Source organism: Methyloprofundus sp. (assembly GCF_965251085.1).
Lineage (GTDB): Bacteria > Pseudomonadota > Gammaproteobacteria > Methylococcales > Methylomonadaceae > Methyloprofundus.
Genome location: NZ_OZ252594.1, coordinates 117275 through 135101, shown reverse-complemented (window position 1 = coordinate 135101; position 17827 = coordinate 117275). Strand labels below are relative to the sequence as shown.

The 17827-nt window shown below is 42.4% G+C and carries 15 protein-coding genes and 2 pseudogenes; 11 read left to right on the top strand and 6 right to left on the bottom strand.

Annotated elements, in window-relative coordinates; genetic code table 11:
* Positions 1-450: 450 nt before the first annotated feature.
* Complete coding sequence (locus tag ACQY3F_RS00610) at positions 451-1314, bottom strand: DUF3014 domain-containing protein (protein ID WP_428353004.1); 864 nt, start codon at positions 1312-1314, stop codon at positions 451-453.
* Positions 1315-1411: 97 nt separating this feature from the next.
* On the opposite strand from ACQY3F_RS00610, the gene ACQY3F_RS00605 reads away from it, so the two are divergent.
* From ACQY3F_RS00605 to msrP, 5 genes and pseudogenes are all read left to right on the top strand, one after another.
* Positions 1412-1855, top strand: a complete 444-nt coding sequence (locus tag ACQY3F_RS00605) for a YtoQ family protein (protein WP_428353003.1) — start codon at positions 1412-1414, stop codon at positions 1853-1855.
* Positions 1856-1912: 57 nt separating this feature from the next.
* Entirely contained in the window at positions 1913-2893 is a 981-nt protein-coding gene (locus ACQY3F_RS00600; protein ID WP_428353002.1) for a hypothetical protein, read from the top strand.
* Between the two features lie 321 nt (positions 2894-3214).
* Positions 3215-4723, top strand: a complete 1509-nt coding sequence (locus ACQY3F_RS00595) for a hypothetical protein (protein ID WP_428353001.1) — start codon at positions 3215-3217, stop codon at positions 4721-4723.
* A 162-nt stretch (positions 4724-4885) separates the two neighbouring features.
* Entirely contained in the window at positions 4886-7357 is a 2472-nt protein-coding gene (locus tag ACQY3F_RS00590) for a VPS10 domain-containing protein (protein ID WP_428353000.1), read from the top strand.
* A gap of 69 nt (positions 7358-7426) precedes the next feature.
* Positions 7427-8376, top strand: a pseudogene (gene msrP / locus ACQY3F_RS00585) (protein-methionine-sulfoxide reductase catalytic subunit MsrP).
* 304 nt (positions 8377-8680) lie between these two features.
* Here the strand turns inward: msrP and ACQY3F_RS00580 are convergent.
* The 3 genes and pseudogenes from ACQY3F_RS00580 to ACQY3F_RS00570 all read right to left on the bottom strand — a co-directional run bounded on the left by ACQY3F_RS00580 (position 8681) and on the right by ACQY3F_RS00570 (position 10099).
* Positions 8681-9004: an NGG1p interacting factor NIF3 gene (locus ACQY3F_RS00580; RefSeq protein WP_428352999.1), complete on the bottom strand. Its 324-nt coding sequence runs from the start codon at positions 9002-9004 to the stop codon at positions 8681-8683.
* 111 nt (positions 9005-9115) lie between these two features.
* Positions 9116-9400 (bottom strand): annotated as a pseudogene (locus ACQY3F_RS00575) (alpha/beta fold hydrolase); the annotation flags it as partial.
* A gap of 39 nt (positions 9401-9439) precedes the next feature.
* Positions 9440-10099, bottom strand: a complete 660-nt coding sequence (locus tag ACQY3F_RS00570; protein WP_428352998.1) for a YheT family hydrolase — start codon at positions 10097-10099, stop codon at positions 9440-9442.
* A gap of 1108 nt (positions 10100-11207) precedes the next feature.
* On the opposite strand from ACQY3F_RS00570, the gene ACQY3F_RS00565 reads away from it, so the two are divergent.
* Positions 11208-11546: a hypothetical protein gene (locus ACQY3F_RS00565; RefSeq protein WP_428352997.1), complete on the top strand. Its 339-nt coding sequence runs from the start codon at positions 11208-11210 to the stop codon at positions 11544-11546.
* Between the two features lie 118 nt (positions 11547-11664).
* Positions 11665-12639: an ornithine cyclodeaminase family protein gene (locus ACQY3F_RS00560; RefSeq protein WP_428352996.1), complete on the top strand. Its 975-nt coding sequence runs from the start codon at positions 11665-11667 to the stop codon at positions 12637-12639.
* Here the strand turns inward: ACQY3F_RS00560 and ACQY3F_RS00555 are convergent.
* Positions 12570-13765, bottom strand: a protein-coding gene (locus ACQY3F_RS00555; protein WP_428352995.1) for an ISAzo13 family transposase whose coding sequence is annotated in 2 segments (ribosomal slippage) — positions 12570-12958 and positions 12958-13765 — 1197 coding nt in all. Because the reading frame shifts where the segments join, the coding sequence is not laid out codon by codon here. The genes ACQY3F_RS00560 and ACQY3F_RS00555 overlap by 70 nt on opposite strands.
* A 305-nt stretch (positions 13766-14070) precedes the next feature.
* Here ACQY3F_RS00555 and ACQY3F_RS00550 point away from each other — a divergent pair.
* The 4 genes from ACQY3F_RS00550 to ACQY3F_RS00535 are packed head-to-tail and all read left to right on the top strand — an operon-like array spanning position 14071 to position 17238.
* Positions 14071-14376 carry a (2Fe-2S)-binding protein gene (locus tag ACQY3F_RS00550; RefSeq protein WP_428352994.1) on the top strand — a complete coding sequence of 102 codons (306 nt, stop codon included), beginning with the start codon at positions 14071-14073 and terminating at the stop codon, positions 14374-14376.
* Positions 14373-15764, top strand: a complete 1392-nt coding sequence (locus ACQY3F_RS00545; protein WP_428352993.1) for an NAD(P)/FAD-dependent oxidoreductase — start codon at positions 14373-14375, stop codon at positions 15762-15764. The genes ACQY3F_RS00550 and ACQY3F_RS00545 overlap by 4 nt, the downstream gene beginning before the upstream one ends.
* The gene (locus tag ACQY3F_RS00540; protein ID WP_428352992.1) at positions 15764-16858 is read left to right on the top strand and encodes an NAD(P)/FAD-dependent oxidoreductase; all 1095 of its coding nucleotides are present in this window, start codon (positions 15764-15766) and stop codon (positions 16856-16858) included. The genes ACQY3F_RS00545 and ACQY3F_RS00540 overlap by 1 nt, the downstream gene beginning before the upstream one ends.
* A gap of 23 nt (positions 16859-16881) precedes the next feature.
* Complete coding sequence (locus ACQY3F_RS00535; protein ID WP_428352991.1) at positions 16882-17238, top strand: RidA family protein; 357 nt, start codon at positions 16882-16884, stop codon at positions 17236-17238.
* A 58-nt stretch (positions 17239-17296) separates the two neighbouring features.
* On the opposite strand, the gene ACQY3F_RS00530 is transcribed toward ACQY3F_RS00535, so the two are convergent.
* Positions 17297-17617, bottom strand: coding sequence for a DUF5329 family protein (locus ACQY3F_RS00530; protein WP_428352990.1), 321 nt, complete (start codon positions 17615-17617; stop codon positions 17297-17299).
* Between the last annotated feature and the right edge of the window lie 210 nt (positions 17618-17827).

The following is a 17827-nucleotide window of genomic DNA, read 5'->3' as shown; positions in this document are numbered from 1 at the left end:
TGTGGATAAATCTGCATAAACAAGCCTGCTAGGATAGTTTTGATTTATGACAGGTCCATGAAAGATCTATGACATTTGCATGACATTTTTGTGACAAAATGGTGACAACATATATTTCGCGCGGTCACGGATGCGGTTGTATAGTGAGCTGACTTTTGACGATAGCAAAACCTGCCCCGTGCTTGATACGGGGCGTTGAAACTGGCACATTGGCTACGCAACGGTTTCAGCAACGTAGCTATAGGTAAAGACTCAGCCGCTAGAAATCCGCAGTCGTGGCCGCGCGAAGTATATCTCACCCCAGGTTTATCAAGCTAATTCCTGAGTGGTGAAAAGTCTGTTTATCTGGACTGATAAGGAGGAAAGTAAAACGGAGAGACACAATATTGCGCAGCATTGAACTTAATTGGTAGAGTGCGTAAAAACGCACCCTACCAAACTTAAATAGCTTTATTCTTTTTCAGACACAATCAAAGCCTCTACCAATTCGCGCAATTTATTCTGGATCATGCGTGTATTTTCCGGGCCCATACGTAACATTTGCTTATCTAAAGCACTTAGCTTTTCCAGCTTGGGGTCGGCATATTTATAACGTACCGTCGGACGAATAACCTCAATCTTGCCATTAATCACAGGTGCTTCCAGAATTTTAGCCGTTGCAGCTTTAATAATATCCAGGACCTGATAATTTTCTGGATAGGAAAACTCATCAAAGACTTGCTGAAAAAGTGGCAAGAATTTCTGATATAAAACAACAGCAGCCTGACTATCAATAGCCTTTACGGCTTGTGCCAATTGATCGTAGCGCTGATAGGAGGCCTTAGAGATATACATCTTATCGTCAACTGTGTTGACCGTGAAAGGCTTGCTGAAAGCTAACTCACGTAAACGTTTTACTGGCGGCCGCGCCCCCTGAGACATATCATTAATAGAAAAAACACTTTTCCTGATTATCTGTTTTTTAAATAAAACTGGCTGTAACTGTGGGGAAATTTCCAATACATCCTGGGTAAATTCAACATCGCTATGCGCTAAATCAGGCAAAGGCGCAGATGATTCAAACTCCAAGCTGGAGTCATCATAAGCGGGTAGCTGACTGGCGAAATCCAGGTTTTCAGTGGGTGTTTCTGCTGCCGTTTGTGAATCTACTTCCGGGATGACTAAAACCTGCTCGGTATTCTGATTATCTGAACTAAACTCTTCATCATCAGCCAATAAAAAGAGTAATAAGCCAACCAGCAACACGACAACGAAAATGCCGATAATTACTATTGTAGATTTACTTGAGGTATTGATATTCTGATCCTGCATCATGTTCTCCTGGTAGGTTTTCCTGCTAAAGAAAGTTGCTTCTAGTACATATTAGTTATAATAAGCCTAAGTAATTACTTATTCAATCAAAGGGACCATAATGTCTTATACAATTTATTTGTCAGGCGAAATTCATAGCGACTGGCGCGAACAAATCAAGCAAGGTATTGAGCAACTCAACCTTGATATAGACGTATTAGGCCCGATTACCGATCACGATAGTAGTGATCATGTTGGTGTGAAAATCCTCGGCACAGAAGAGAATAGTTTCTGGAAAGATCATAAGGCCGCAAAAATAAATGCACTGCGCACCCAGAATTACATCAGTCGTTCAGATATCGTTGTCGTCCGGTTCGGTGATAAATACCGTCAATGGAATGCTGCATTCGATGCAGGTACAGCCTATGGCTTGGGTATTCCGGTTATCGTCATGCACGCGCCTGAATTAACCCACCCATTAAAGGAAGTAGATGCTGCGGCACTAGCAGTAACAGAAACACCCCAGCAAGTGGTTGAAATTTTAGAGTATATTTCGCAAGAGTAGATTTACCCCCGGATTGGTTTATCAAGCAAAACGCTGAATGGCCCAGCCGACATATAATTGCAACCTTTCATAACAGATATAAGCAAAGTAATGACCGAGCAACCTTTTATATTTAATCAAATCCATATTGAAGCGGCGCGTAATGCCTCGGATGATTTTAATTTATTCCACGATAAACATAAGTGGTTGCAAATTACGCATAATCCCTTCAAAGGGCCAATAGTTCTGGGATTTCAGCTGAATGCAATGATTGAATATCAGCTTTATCTGTACCGGAATGCACACCATGAAAACCGGATAATTTCTGAAAATGGCCTACGTTTTAGTAATTACCAGATTACCTATGTTAATGCGGTGCGCCCAGACCGGGAATTATTTCTCGACATAAAAAAAACAATCAATAAAACCATTCCAGAACTAACTTTATCAAATCGGATCGCGATTAAATCAGATAATAAAATAGTCTTGTTAGGTTCAAAAAAAGAAACCCAAAAACCATTATTTCTCGCAGATACTGATCTATCTAGTTTACCTGATTTAAATGCTCTTGCGGAATGCTCAAGGGTTCCCGGCAGTGACTTTTTTTTGAAACGAAAGATTGTCAATAACGGCAATGCAAAAAACTTTTTGTCCGGCTCTTTAGCCGAGCAATCGGATTACTTTGATGAAATAGATGGTCTTGCCGAATACCCTGAAATGTTCCCTTGTAGCCTGACTTCCGGGGCATTACTGAAAAAAGCACAAATAGAAGACCAGCATGACTTTAAACGTAACCCGATGGTCTATACTTCGCACAGCCTTTCGGTCAATCGTGAACACTTACGCCTGCTGAAAAATAATCATAAGTTACATATACTGGTGAAACAACTGCCAGAATCAAAATCACGCACCCTGAACAATACCGATATCATGCTACGCGTATACGAATGTTATGGTCTGCTTGAGAATGCCAAGGTATTATTCAGAGCCCGCTTGTGCCTGGTTCCTCTGGAGAAGTTACTCAATGGTTTAAATAATAGGCAAAGCCAAAAAACCTAGCATTTAGTTTAAAACACGACTACTGAGTAGTCCGGTTTAGCCACTGATACTATAAAAATGGCCCCATCTGAAATGCGGCAATCGCAACGCTATCTTGTGCAATGTCAACTATGCGTCATCAGCATTATCATCGACGATTTGCATACCGCCAGTCCTTACTGTGAATATTTCCGGATTTACACTGAGATTCCTAATCCAGGTTTTAATCTGATTTTTCAAAGTGCTAAGCTGTTCACTGTATTTTTTAGAGGGCAATGCTATACTCAAAAAAATATTTGCTAAATTCTGTCTTCAATTTTGCTCCCTGATAATGACATGCTCATGAAAAATTTAATCATCTTTCTATTGATAGGTACAAGCTTTACGCTCAGTCACTCTTCATTTGCCAATTTGATATACCCTGGAAAGATTAGTCACTTCAATGACGGCAGCCTTGATGGATGGTCAAAAGGTCCTCGATCTAATCTTCAACCTGAGATAATTACAGATGAGCTAGGTCGTCAATATTTAGAAGTAACTTCAGTTGGCGAACTGACTTTTGAAAGTGAACGCGATCCAGATAGCCGGCTTAGAGTTATGAACCGTTCTTCCTGGTTAACTAATTATAACCTGCTAGGCATTACAGCCTTAAAAGTTAGCATGGCAAATCTGGGCACTGAAACTTTACATATGCGACTTTTTTTTGGTGACACCAGACAAGAAAAAATATGTATGACTGCAACTGCCGTAGAACTCGCCCCAGACAAGCAGTGGCAGGAGGTCATATTTAGCATGCAGCAGCCTGAATTAATCTGCGGTACTATTGCTACTACAGACCGCATCATTCAACCCGCAGCTGTTTCAGTGGCAGAGCTGAAGAAAACATTAAATAATATTTTTATTATGTCACTTGAGACACCTGAATCTAATGGCAAGATAGAGGGTAAACTAGGGGTTGATGATATTCAAGCGCTGACTTATGCATCACTGGGTTTTGTGGCTAACTCGGCGCGGACAAACCAGCCTGCGATAATCGACCTGCACACTGATGTGGTCGCAGATGGTGAGTTAATACAGCATATTCACAATACTTCTGAATTGACTACCATTAATGGTATGCCGCTAGAATATCTATTAAACGAAAATAGCGGAACACTTGAAGCCGTCAGTGCAGGAAAAATTGAAAATTTACGCCCAGTCTCGGCTATTTTGACAGAGCGTGACACAGCCGGCGCAAGCTATAACGAAGACGGATATAAACAACTATTTACTGCCAATAATCGTCGTATCACTACCTTCCCCCAGTCAAATGCAGAGGCTGACTTTGCCAGTTTATTGCAAACACTCGGCTTGAACATAGAGCATGATAGACAAGGTAATCTCGCTGTTATACCTCAGGGAGGCAATAAAAGCGGGTCGTGGTTCAGTGTCCGGGTTGATGCTGTGAGTACCCTGTCAGATGCAGCGTTAGCTCCCAGGTTGTCATCTAAAGAATATAGCAACCTTGCTGGCGTAGTTGAGTTTATTCATAACTACACCATTAATAACGATTTGTATCAGCAAAGTTATCATGCGGTACCTGCTGACTGGGGCTCATTGAAGGGGTATTTTTTAAACATTTTAAAGGCGACTCATGCTCGTCTCTCTGCAACCGGAGTTATTAATCTGCTGATAGCAGGGGTTGAATATAACGCGCGCATGGCCGCTTTAGTCAGCCCTTACGATGGCAGTTCTGAATTAGCTGAAGAAATCGAGCTTCATGCGGCAGGCGATATAAACAAGGACGGTTTGCCGGATTTTAAAGTGGTTTATGAAAACGGACAGTCGCAAATTATTTATTTGTTACCCTAAGTTAATAAGAGTATGGTGTAACAACGCTATTTAGGTTGAATCAAGAGAGAGTTTTTTACCACTCGCTAAAAGTTAGCACACGGTTTTTGATCGTTACAACGGTCAGGCAAGCAATCATATAATGAATGCTGGAAGCCATTATTTTTAAAGGAATAAAATATTATGATTAAAACTCTTAACATCTGTTTAAAGGATGTAAAAAAACTATCAACTCTGATACTCTACCTGCCTTTCTTAAGCATTATCCCACAGGCCAATGCAGAGGATCGTACCTGGTCTAGAATTGGTCCTGAAGGGGCTATTATTAATCAGCTGGTCATTAACCCAAGCCAGGCAAATACGCTATATGCTGCCACCCAATCCAGTTCATTTTATTCCAGTAGCAATGAATATATTCTGAAAAGTCTTAATGGTGGCGATAGCTGGGTGACTTTACCCTGGCAGGGAAAAGCGTTAAGTACTAATGCAATCCTAGCCAAGCGAACACATCAAAAGTATTCTGCTTATTTTTATACTCCCCCCTCACAAGGCCGCACCCTAGCTGTCGATGCAAATAATGCAAATATTGCATTTACCTCATTGAGCGGTTTTTTACTAAAAACCAGCGATAGTGGCATGAACTGGCGTCCAGTAGGAAGAGATATCGATCTCGATAGCAGCTCATTTTTCTTAATGAACACCCAGGGCAATCCGTCTTTCAACGCGCTAACTTCCCCTAATAATGAGATCGCTAACAGTGAGGATGGTGGCGAGCATTGGCAATTAAGCAAGCAAAGCATGAATACCACGGTGCAGCAAACCATTGCACCCAGCTCTCGCTTCCCAGAAGGTGAGTCAACAATCCAGCTATTAAATGCTGCGCCTGATAACAACACTGTTTTGTATGGATATACAACACTAAGGCACCGTAGTGCTTTGGCTGCAGCGCCCGCTTTGTTATATAAAAGTATAGATAAGGGAGAAAACTGGCTAAATATCACACCAGCAGGCTATCAATATTTAGGTGCTCAGCTAGTTTTTGATCCTGACAATAGCGATATATTATTTTCTATTTTCGCTAAAAGCGAGGACGATTCTTTTGCCAATACAGTGGGTGAAGATTTAGTCATGAGAAGCGAGGATGGCGGTACCAGTTGGTTGGCTCTTAGCACCCCGGCAACAGACACAACAAATTATGATGTGCTGCAAGTGTATCTGGACCCTAGTGATAAAAATACGCTGTATGCCAATATAAAAGCAGTTACCGAAAACTCTTTTGAGGCGACAAAAGCGATTGCAAAATCAATAGACCTGGGCAAATCCTGGGAAATCATTGATACCTCCCCTTTTATTCCTGGCTCCATCGTTATTGACCCGGTGAATAACAATAAGCTATTAATGGCCGGTAAACAGGGAATACTACGCTCTGACGATGGTGGACAAAACTGGGCCTTAAGTAATACAGGGATTCAGCATATAGGCGGCAAACTGAGCGTAGCAAATGACAATAGGCTGGTGATGTATCTTGCAGCCAATGACCTCAGCTCTGTCATTGATAGGCGTGATGCCACGGGATTTTACTACAAGAGTATTGATGGCGGGCAGCAATGGAATACGTTTAATACCAGCGCCATTGTTACAGGTTTTTGTCATGAATTTAAAATTAACCCGCAAGACAATCAGGATATTTTTTGTCTAAGCGATGCCAATATATACCAAAGCCTGGATGGTGGAGAACAATGGGCGCTGCTTAAAAAGTCCGCTAGCCGGCAACTTATTCGTGCTCAGGATGGTCTGAGCATTTACCTGAGCGACAGCACAGGAACCAGTAAAAGTGAAGATAATGGCAAAAGCTGGGAAGTCATTTCCAACATTAATGAGGGTAAACTAAGCGTCCACCCGCAAAATCAGGCTATTCTTTATTATGTACTTGACGATCAGCTTTATTCGTCCACCGATAGCGGCGCAAATTGGCAAACGCTAGAAACTCCGGATAATATTGCTTTTAATCACTTAGTAATCCACCCGTTAAATCCTGAGGTGATGGCTTTATACGGCACTTATGCTTATCTTTCTACACAAGATGGCGGTAACAGCTGGCGCATAGTGTTAGAAACATTCAACAATGGCGACACTCAAGTTAATTCATTTCCTGCTGAATTTAATTTTATATCCCAGCTTGTTTTACATCCTACAGACCTAAACAGTATTTTTATAAAAACCAATACCGGCATTTATGCATCCTCAGACAGCGGGCTTCATTGGCAGCTGCGTAATTCAGGCATAGAAAGTAACATCACGAATAGTTATACCGGGGTGAACTTACTGACCTCGTCAACTGATGTCTTTGTCGATACAGCCTCAGGCATTTTTAAGTTAAGCGATAAGGTAAATTTTACAACGCTTTCTGATTGCATTTTTAGCTGGGTGGAACAGGAAAGTCCCGGTCTCTTTGCCCCATCATCCCCTGGTGCAGGGCTGTGGAATGGCTATATCTTTCGCTATTACCGCGAGACTAATAGCTTTTTAGGAATCCTGCATCAACAGGAAATTCATCAGTTTCAACCTGATGTGTCTGTCAATATTATCCCTCAGGGTTCTATTGCAAGCTATCAAAGCCAGAGCGGGTGTGCTGGCGATACCGCGCAAAATTGAAACCAGAAATAAGCAATCAGTACAACTTTAGTGCAATACATATTAATCTAATTTAGACAGGATAGCCCCATGTTAATCAAGGAAAAAGCATTAATTGCCAGTAGTGAAATTACCCCCCACTCCGTTTTCAAAAAACGTCGCCAAATCATTAAAGCAGCACTAGGGTTATCTATCGCGGGCCTCGTCCCCTCAACGGCTCATGCTACAGCAAAAAAAGCCTATCAAGACATTCCTTTGGCCCGTATTCGGGGAACCTGCCCATTACCCGCTTTGAAGAAGTAAGTAATTACAACAATTATTATGAGTTTACTTTTAATAAAACAGACTCGGCCACATTAGCGCAACCACTATCCATATCACCCTGGCAAGTCACTGTCGAAGGTGAAGTTGAAAAACCGGGTGTCTATAATCTGGAAGATATTTTAAGCAGCAACCCGTTGGAAGAAAGAGTTTACCGCTTTCGTTGTGTGGAAGCCTGGTCTATGGTCGTGCCCTGGATTGGCTTTCCCTTAGCGACTATGTTGAAAAAATTTAAACCTACATCACGAGCAAAGTATGTTGAGTTCACTACTTTGCATGATCCCGACATGATGCCAGGGCAGAATATTAGCAGCGTCCTTACCTGGCCCTATACCGAAGGCCTGCGTATTGATGAAGCGATGCACCCTCTGGCATTTGTGGCAACCGGAATGTATGACGAACAACTCCCAAAGCAAAATGGAGCACCATTAAGACTAGTGGTACCGTGGAAATATGGTTTTAAAAGTATCAAAGCAATCGTTAAAATTCGCCTATTAGAAACAATGCCTGAAACCGCCTGGAATAATTATTCACCCTCAGAGTATGGATTTTTCTCTAATGTTAATCCAGAAGTCCCTCACCCGCGCTGGAGCCAGGCTGAAGAAAGAGTGTTAGGCGGTATTTTTTCTACACCGAAACGTAAAACCGAGAAATTCAATGGCTATGGTGAGCAAGTGGCATCTTTATATCGCGGTATGGATTTAAGCAAGGACTTCTAATAAGCGGGACGGTAGTTTGAAGTTTTGTGCTATTGAAAAAATCACCTGATTACCCATAACCCTCAGCTATTCTTCGTCATTCCTGTATGCTTTAACTAAAAAAATTAGTTGAGCGCGAATTTATAGTGCAAGACATTGAATTCATATAATACTTTCAAAAAAGCATAGCAATTCATCAAAGATAATAAGGTGAGACTAAAATAGGTAGGATGCTGCTGAGGAACGAAGCGCATCCTACGAACCGTAATAAATATCCTATTGTTTTCAGAGAGGTCAAGTTATCTGAGATTATGGCTTACACGTACTATTCAAGTTCATCAAAAGCTAAAATCTTGCTAACTTCATAAGCTGGCTGTTGATAAGGATGGGTCTGCAATAAGGCTGCTACCACTTGTTTAATCAAACGATCAGCACAAACCATTTCCACTTTATATTCATTAAGACGGGTGATCTTCTCAGTTTCACCTATAAAAGGTTCGCTTCCAGGCAATGGCCTAAATTGTCCAGTTCCTAACACCTGCCAGGCACAGCAATCATAGTCGCCTATTTTTCCTGCTCCCTGTGCAAATAGAGCCTGTTTAACTTCTTCAAGATGCTCTTTGGGGACGAAAAAACACAGTTTATACATAGCTTATGTTTAGTTATTAAAGTTGAACCTGATAAGTAAAAAAATTGAACAGCAGCCTATTTTCTTTTCACTGTAGAAATTATTTTTAACGCTACCTAGGCTTGATCCACCCTATCCGGCTGAGTAAGATACAAAACCGTGAGCAACTGATTTTTCTAGGTTTAACTGTTGCTGTAAAAATTCAGGAATACGCTGCTCTAGCCAATATTCTGGCTGCAAAGGATTATTACCGGAAATAAACCCGACATGTCCGCCAGCTTTTGTTGCTTCTAAAAAGACGCTAGAAGATAATTCTGTAGTTTCAGGAATCACAGCAGGCGTCATAAACGGATCATCCTCCGCTTGAATTAATAAGGTAGGCACACGAATCGCCTGTAAAAACTGGCGCGAGCTGGAACGTTGATAATAATCTTCTACATTAGCGAAATCATAAAGCTAGGCAATGACTCGATCATCATATTGCCAGAATGAAGTAATCTTATCTAAATCGCCAATTTTCCTGATTATCTCTGCTTCTTCAGTTTTACCTAAAGACTCCAGGTGCAGTTGCTTTAAACTCACATATTCTTTTAATTCACGCAATAAACTGGCACGATACAATTTAGAGAAACCGCTGTCTAGTTTGCTTGCACAGGCACTTAAAACCAATGGCACCGATACCACTGTTGCTGCAAATAACTGCACATCACTGCCCTGCTCGCCTAACCATTTTAATAACACATTTCCACCTAACGAAAAACCTACCGCTGCTATTGGTGTATCGGGTTCTCGTGCGCGCAGGGTGCGATACAGAAAATCAATATCCCCTGTTTCTCCGGAATGGTAGCAACGGGATGTATGGTTATATTCTCCACTACAGCCCCTAAAATTCAGCGCAGCACTACGCATACCCTGTTGCAATAATGCCTGTTGCAAACCTTTTATATACACTGATTGAGAACTGCCTGTCAGGCCATGTAACAAAATCACCAGTGGCTGATCTCCTTCTCCACAGAAATCAATATCTATAAAATCATCATCTGGCGTCACTAATCTTTCGCGCTTTAATATAAGGTTTGCCGGCTTACGCAATAAAGCAGGAAACAGGGTTTGCAAGTGCGCGTTTTTTAACCACCAGGCGGGTTTAAAAGTTGACCGAATTAACATAAGTGCCGTTGTTGTATGTTTGTATATTTAAGCAATTAAGCAGGGCTTGATTGTACACAATGCCCACACTTTCACCATGATCCTAGAAAAATCAGTTGAGCGCGAATTTATAGTGCAAGATATTGAATTAATGTAACTTTTTCAAAAAATTTTAGCTTCGCCAATAGGTTAAGCCGACATTTTTTGCAAGTGCGGTGGAATCAAGAGCTGTGCTAGAAAACGTAAACAACTGATTTTTTAGGTTTATAAGTATACTTGATTATCCACAACTCTCGGCTAGACTCCGTCATTCCAGCTACCATTTTAAAACGGGACAAAGCAATGTAGGCTGGGTTAGCTTATCTAGCGAAGCGCAGATAACGTAACCCAGCATTTTACGTATACGGGGCTTTGCTGGGTTACGTTTTTTTACTTCGTTAAAAAAAAATCTAACCCAGCCTACGGTGTCCTGTCTTAAGTGCGTAGCCGTCATTCCTGCATGCTTTTAGCAGGGATCTCGTAGGTCAAGCATAGATTCCCGATAAAGCTTGTGCCCACGCTTGACTGGGTAGACTTCGGGAATGACGAGTTTTTAATATGCTGTTTTTAATGTTTTATTCTCTTATGGCTGAGAGTTGTACGTAATCAGGTAAGTATATGTGCTGAATTAATTTAACATTTCAGGATGGGTAGTAAAATGATGGGTTTCGCAAAAAGACGCTCTACCCATCCGCAAACCCTTAGCACAAATGTTAATATAATTATGCATCAGTTCATAGGAACGCGCACGGAATAACTTAAGCAACTGGCTTGTCTTTTTATCCGTCTTCTGCGTTGTAGAAACTGTTACATAGCTGGCTATGCGCCTGTTTCTACGTCTTGAATACGAATAAAAATCCTGCGCCAGATGCTCAACTTATTCTATGCGCGTTCCTTAGTAGCAAATGTATTCTATGTGTTTTACATAGAGATTTGTAAAATATCTATGTTTTGTCTTTTAGTTATACTTTTGTATGCCGCACAGTAACGGACTAAAGTCCGCTCTACCGTTTAATTTCTAGCCTGGAGATATTCAATCATGTCTTATGTATTTAAACAGCACCTAATCCGCACACGGCCCTTGCTATTATTCCTTTCTGCATTATTGCTAAGCCACCCTGTCTTAGCTGAAGAAGACTATGGTCGTTACCGAGCCATCGTGCTGGACGAAGGCGGAAATACAAATTCTTCGGGTAGCGTAGTACCCAGGGTATTTATAATCGATTCAAAAGAAGGACATATGTGGACTCTGGATCAAAAAACCAAACTACATGGCGTCAAGGGTGAGTTTACTCTCGGTACCATTTTGACTTATCAGGGACAAGTTCGTCCGGGTAAGAAAATGGGCGATATAGTCGAACAGGCTGCTATCTGGTGATAAAAATATAATCAACCTATACAACCTTACAGTTAATAGAGATAATATGACTAACGTTGCATACAACAGCCAGCGAATTAACACCCCCTATTCTCTACAATAAAAGTCAGGAGCACTAATGGCATCTCATCATGAGAGCACTAAGGCATCACATTACGTCGGTTTTACCTATCTTTCTCAGGAAGATTTACTGGATGCAGGCTGTTTCGATTTGCGCATGGCAATTGAAATTGCAGAAAAAGCGATGCTTGCATTTGAAGATCAGCGCATTATGTTCCCTGAAAAAGTAGTACAGATTTTTGATCCTGTCAGCCAGGATCGTATCAATTGCCTGCCAGCAACTTTACTGGATGAAAAAATTTGTGGCGCTAAATGGGTGTCGGTTTTTCCACGCAACCCAAAAAAGTACGACGTACAAAATTTATCGGCAATCTTTATCTTATCGGAAATCGAAAAAGGTTTTCCGGTTGCCGTTATGGAAGGCACACTCGCTTCTAATATGCGCGTAGCAGCCATTGGCGCCATTGCAGCCAAACATTTAGCCCGTCAAGACAGTCGTAGTATTGGCTTTATCGGTGCTGGCGAACAGGCAAAAATGCACCTACTGGCAATGAAGGTTGTGCGCCCTGGCTTAAAGGAGTGCAGAGTTTCGGCTAAAACGGCCGTTGAAGAAGAACAGTTTATTGATGAATTATCCCCCATCCTGCCTGATATCAACTTTATCAGAGCCAATACAGTCGCGAAGGATGCGATGCAAGGTGCTGATATTCTAGTCACAGCAACCAGTGCTCAGGCTCCGTTACTCAAAGCAGAATGGATGAAGCCAGGAGCCTTTTATAGCCATATTGGTGGCTGGGAAGATGAGTACGAGGTCGCACAGCAATGCGATAAAATTGTCTGTGATGACTGGGGCACTGTCACTCATCGCACCCAGACTTTAAGCCGTATGTATAAGGACGGCCTACTCTCGAATAATGATATTCATGCTGATTTACATGAACTAGGGGAGATGGAAAGAAATAATCATCCAGAACAACCAGGAGAAATGGTCAAAAACCATTTCTCCAACGATGGCATTCGGTCAACAAACTGATAATACGTCTTCATTGCTTTTTTACCTACCTTTACTCCTGTTTCATATATTTTTTCTGTTAATTTAACAATAGGTGCTTTGCCATTGTAGGTCATACTTTTGGCAAATTTTAAAGTTGTTTCAACTGTATCCATTATGTCGCCACTAATATGATTTTCATAGGCTCCCCATACTCGTTCAATTGGGTTATATTTACTATGATAAGGAGGGTAGTAGGCCAGTTTTATCTTTATGTTGCTTTTTTCAGCAAACTCCACAAGCCTTTTTATAAACTGAGTTCTGGAGCTACTGTTCTCCATACCATTGTCAGCGTGTGTGTCAGAATATCTACTCCATATTTTTCTTGAATTTCTGGCCAAATTTCTTCCAATCGGTCAACGATGAAATCACTGCTGGCATAGCCTGCTGTAAAGAAAAGGAAAAAATCATCATGTTCAGGCAGATAAAAACCAAAAGGAGTTAACTTTTCCTTAACATCTAAATCATGATCCTCTGCTTTTGTTAAAACCCGATTTCGTCCTCCCCGTGAAAAATTTCCTATATTCATTCTTGCTTTGGCATCAATTGATATACGAATCTCTTTTGGGTTGATATCTGCCATTCCATTGACTGAATGAACTTGTTCAAAAATTGCATCCGTTTCCTTGATTTTCTTATGAGGCTTTGTTTTTTGTACCTTTTTTGGATGGTAACTCAGGTCATTTAATTTTGTATTGATAGTTTTTGAGCAAGGTAATGTTTTTTCATCGTAATAATCAATCTCCAGTAAACGTTTTCTAACTTCTTTAGCCGTTAGCCGGGTATATAATCGACAGGAATTAAAAGAGGGATCCGTTTGACACTCCGGTTCAGCAATTTTTTTTATGTCATCAAGTAGATGAGGAAAATGCTCTTCACTTTTATTACGCCCTCTCGCTGAAAAATTATCTTCTATGGGCTGAGTTTCAAGTTCATATTGTCCTTTTCGGATAGTGCCTCTATTCCATCCTAGTTTTTCTTCAGCAATACTTGCACCACCTGAGCCTAGTAGCTCCACCGTTTCAGCCATGAATATACGACGTACCGAGCCTTTTAAACGATGGGCTGTATTTATAATCCAACCTATAATGCTATCTGTTAATATCAACAAGCTTATCTGCCTAGTGTGAGAATAAATTCAGAATTCATTATTATAAATTATTGAGACACAAGCTTACTTCGTTTGGATGATTATTTCTTTCCATCTCCCTAGTCTCTGGGCATAAATCGGGACGCGAGTCAGATGATGAACGCATCTATTTTAATGCGGTTGGCCTGGCCTATGTAGATATTTCACTGGCACAAGCCATGTTTAAACGCGCTGAGTCAGCACATATCGGCCAAAAGCTGGATTTACAGCAAACCATGGTGTTTGAACATCATAATATTATCAGCAAAATCAGACTATAAAATATGTTTAAACAACTCCCGAATAGCGATGCTGAAAATTATGAAGTTTTGCTAAATGGCCAAAAAGTATTAGTACCTAAAGGTACAACGGTTGCTGCCATGGCGCTAGTTCAGGGCATCCGGACTACGCGAACCACGCCAATATCAGCTAGCCCACGTGCACCATTTTGCATGATGGGAGTCTGCTATGACTGTTTAATGCTTATCGACGGTAAAGCCAACCAACGCGCCTGCGCCACTTATGTTCAACCGGGCATGCGCGTCGCAACACAACAAGGTGTGGGCCCTGCACAGGGAGATGCGTTGTGAAACAGCATTACCAATTATTGATTATAGGTGCTGGCCCTGCCGGTCTTGCGGCGGCTGTAACGGCTGCTGATCATGGCATTTCCTGCGCTTTACTGGATGAACAAGCTGCGCCGGGTGGACAAATTTACCGTTCAATAGAATCGGTGACTGATGCTCGCGCGGAGGTTCTGGGTACAGAATATCAGCGCGGTCAGACATTAGCCGAAGCCTTTCGCAACTGCGAGATTGATTACTTTCCCGAAAGCAAAGTCTGGTCACTTAACAATCAACGCGAAGTCGGTGTGTTACACAATGATCAGAACAATATCATTACTGCGGATCAGATTATAGTTGCCAGTGGTGCTATGGAACGGCCCGTGCCTTTTCCTGGCTGGACCTTGCCTGGAGTTATGCAGGCTGGTGCAGGACAAATCCTGTTTAAATCTTCCGGGGTTATCCCTAGTGATGGTGTCGTTCTGGCCGGGTCGGGACCATTGCTATTATTACTCGCCTGGCAATATATGCAAGTCGGCGTAGAGATTAAAGCCATGCTGGATGTCACGCCCTTAAGCAATCTTTTACTGGCATTACCCAAACTGCCCAGAGCCTTGCTAGCACATCATTATTTAACCAAAGGTCTGAGCTATCAGAAAGACCTATACCGTGCTGGCGTGGCCAGTAAAATCGGTGTTAGTAATCTTCGCGCTAAGGGCGATGGCGAGTTACAGTCTGTTAGCTATCGCCACTTTGGTCGCGAACATTCAATTAACACTGATTTATTAATGACTCACTTTGGCGTCATCCCGCATATCTGGCTGACTCAGGCAGCCGGCTGTGATCACCGGTGGGATAGTAGCCAACAATGCTGGCGACCACAGCATGATGAATGGGGTAATACCAGTATCGAAGGGATTATAGCTGCCGGAGATGGCGCCGGCATAAACGGCGCCCGATCGGCAGAGCATGCGGGTCGACTGGCAGGGCTGCAGGCATTATTTTCTCTGGGCATTATCTCTCAGGAAAAACGCGATAAACAAGCGATTACTGAACGTAAATGGATGCGCGATGAACTACATATCCGGCCCTTTCTTGAAGCCTATTTTGCTATTCCGCAAAACATGTTGGCCACGACTGACAAGGACACTATTGTTTGTCGTTGTGAGGAAATTACCGCAGGTGAAATCCGCGCAGCTGTTGCTAATAGTCACGCTGACAGTAATCAGGTCAAATATCTGTCCCGTTGCGGCATGGGCCCTTGTCAGGGTAGACAATGCGCTAACGCAGTTGCGCATATAGTTGCCGATGCAGGTGGGCAGGCGATATCCGATAACAGCTTTTTCCGTGGACGACCGCCAGTTGCCCCGCTTACTCTGGAGCAACTAGCCAGCTTATCTTCGGAGAGCAGATAATGAATACTGACGTACTTATTATTGGTGCCGGTTTGATAGGCACATCGACTGCTTTGCAACTGGCTATGCGCGGTTGCCGCTGTACCGTAATTGATAAAGATAGCCCGGGACGACATGCCTCTGGCTCAAATGCTGGCGGCTTACGCCAATTAAACCGTGACCCAGCGGAAATTCCACTCAGTGTCGCAGCCGCAAAGATGTGGCACGACATAGAAAATCTGGTCGACTCAGATTGCGATGCAAAATTCCCCGGACAAATACGCATCGCCGAGAACAATTCAGATATGCGCAAGCTAAAACAGCGCGCCGGCATGGGCTATCAGCATGAGGAAATCATCGACCGTCAAGAGCTGTATCAACTGGTTCCGGCGTTGAAACCTGGCTGTGTAGGTGCACTTATTTGTAGAGGCGATGGTTATGCGCGCCCTTACCATGCTTTGACTGCATTTCGCCAAAAAGCTGAATCTCTAGGCGCAAGCTTCCATGCACAATCCGAGGTTTACAAAATCGAGCAAGAGAGTAATGGCTGGTCTGTACGCACTTCTCAAGGCACATACAGCGCTGCTGTCTTGGTTAATTGCGCTGGAGCATGGGCAGGCAAACTTGCCACCCAGATGCAAGAACCGGTACCACTAACACCTAAAGCTCTAATGCTCATGGTCACTGAACGTTTGCCGCATTTTGTCGATCCAGTCATGGGAGCAGCCAGTCGCAAGCTTTCCTTTAAGCAAATGCAAAATGGCACGCTGATTATCGGCGGCGCACTCGATGCTAAACTTGATTTTAAGACTGAACAAACCGATATCGACTGGCAACAGCTCGCAACGAGTGCAAAAACAGTGCTAGACTTTTTCCCGCAACTTAAAGATGTGCGTATAGTTCGAGCCTGGGCGGGGATTGAAGGCTTTATGCCCGATAATATTCCAGTTATCAGCGCGTCGCAAATAACGCGCAATGCATACCATGCCTTTGGTTTTTCAGCCCACGGCTTACAGCTCTCTCCTATTGTTGGGCGCATTATGGCTCAACTAATTATAGATGGGCGTACCGATTTACCTATAGAGCCATTTAATATCAGCCGATTTGATGATTAGTTTGTTTTAATACAGGAATAAATATGAGTATTACCCGCTTAGGCACAGAAAGACGGCGTATGAGTAAAATAGTTATACATAACGAGACTATTTATCTTTGTGGTCAGGTAGCCAAAGATGCCAGCGCCGATATTCAACAACAGACCCAAACCATGCTGGATAAGGTAGATTTTTTATTAGCACAGGCAGGTAGCGATCGAGAACATATTCTTTCAGCTACGATTTATATCAAGGATATGCAGGATTTTGCCAATATGAATGAAGTCTGGGATGCCTGGGTAATCGAAGGTCACTCGCCTGCTCGCGTCTGTGTTGAAGCTAGTCTTGCCCGCCCGGAATTATTAGTGGAAATCTCTGTAGTTGCTGCTGTAAAAACATAAGGTCTTTTTTAGAATCCTAAAATCAACTCACGTAAAAAGCGTCAACCGCTGTATTTCATTATTCCGCTTTATGCTGCGTTCGATATGTTTGTAATTCCTGCAATAACCAGTCTCTGGTCTTTAGTGAACTTTGACCTTTACATTTCAGTAAATAATCTCTGCCTGTCATGGTGCTTTTTGAGGCTGAATATTCGATAAACTCCTCAGTAGTGCTAATATCATCCCTAAAGTAATCATACTTTTGTTGAATATGCTCTAGCACTTCAGGCCCGCTATGCAACGTCCAGTTCCTATCTATCTGGCAGGGTGTTTTACTTACAAAAGCAATTAAATAATCGACCTCATGCTTTGTTTCAGGTGGAACATCTGCTCGTGCCATATGGGTAAGGAATAGCATTACAATCAAAGAATAAGTTTTCATGGTATAGATCACAGTTGGCTAGCTGAAAGGTTCTGACATACGACTACGCAAGTAAGTCCAGATTTGTAGTAATGAATCAAACCTTTTTCGCATAGTATACTAAGGAATGTGCACGAAATAACCTAGTCAACTTGGAAGCGGGATCTTTAGTCCCGCATTGAAATGGCG

What these genes read in the sequence shown, in the direction of transcription:
- ACQY3F_RS00550 (WP_428352994.1), top strand. Translation starts at nt 14,071, where the DNA reads ATGTTTAAACAACTCCCGAATAGCGATGCTGAAAATTATGAAGTTTTG.
- ACQY3F_RS00605 (WP_428353003.1), top strand. Translation starts at nt 1,412, where the DNA reads ATGTCTTATACAATTTATTTGTCAGGCGAAATTCATAGCGACTGGCGC.
- ACQY3F_RS00560 (WP_428352996.1), top strand. Translation starts at nt 11,665, where the DNA reads ATGGCATCTCATCATGAGAGCACTAAGGCATCACATTACGTCGGTTTT.
- ACQY3F_RS00530 (WP_428352990.1), bottom strand. Translation starts at nt 17,617, where the DNA reads ATGGCACGAGCAGATGTTCCACCTGAAACAAAGCATGAGGTCGATTAT.
- ACQY3F_RS00610 (WP_428353004.1), bottom strand. Translation starts at nt 1,314, where the DNA reads ATGATGCAGGATCAGAATATCAATACCTCAAGTAAATCTACAATAGTA.
- ACQY3F_RS00535 (WP_428352991.1), top strand. Translation starts at nt 16,882, where the DNA reads ATGAGTATTACCCGCTTAGGCACAGAAAGACGGCGTATGAGTAAAATA.
- ACQY3F_RS00590 (WP_428353000.1), top strand. Translation starts at nt 4,886, where the DNA reads ATGATTAAAACTCTTAACATCTGTTTAAAGGATGTAAAAAAACTATCA.
- ACQY3F_RS00540 (WP_428352992.1), top strand. Translation starts at nt 15,764, where the DNA reads ATGAATACTGACGTACTTATTATTGGTGCCGGTTTGATAGGCACATCG.
- ACQY3F_RS00565 (WP_428352997.1), top strand. Translation starts at nt 11,208, where the DNA reads ATGTCTTATGTATTTAAACAGCACCTAATCCGCACACGGCCCTTGCTA.
- ACQY3F_RS00595 (WP_428353001.1), top strand. Translation starts at nt 3,215, where the DNA reads ATGAAAAATTTAATCATCTTTCTATTGATAGGTACAAGCTTTACGCTC.
- ACQY3F_RS00580 (WP_428352999.1), bottom strand. Translation starts at nt 9,004, where the DNA reads ATGTATAAACTGTGTTTTTTCGTCCCCAAAGAGCATCTTGAAGAAGTT.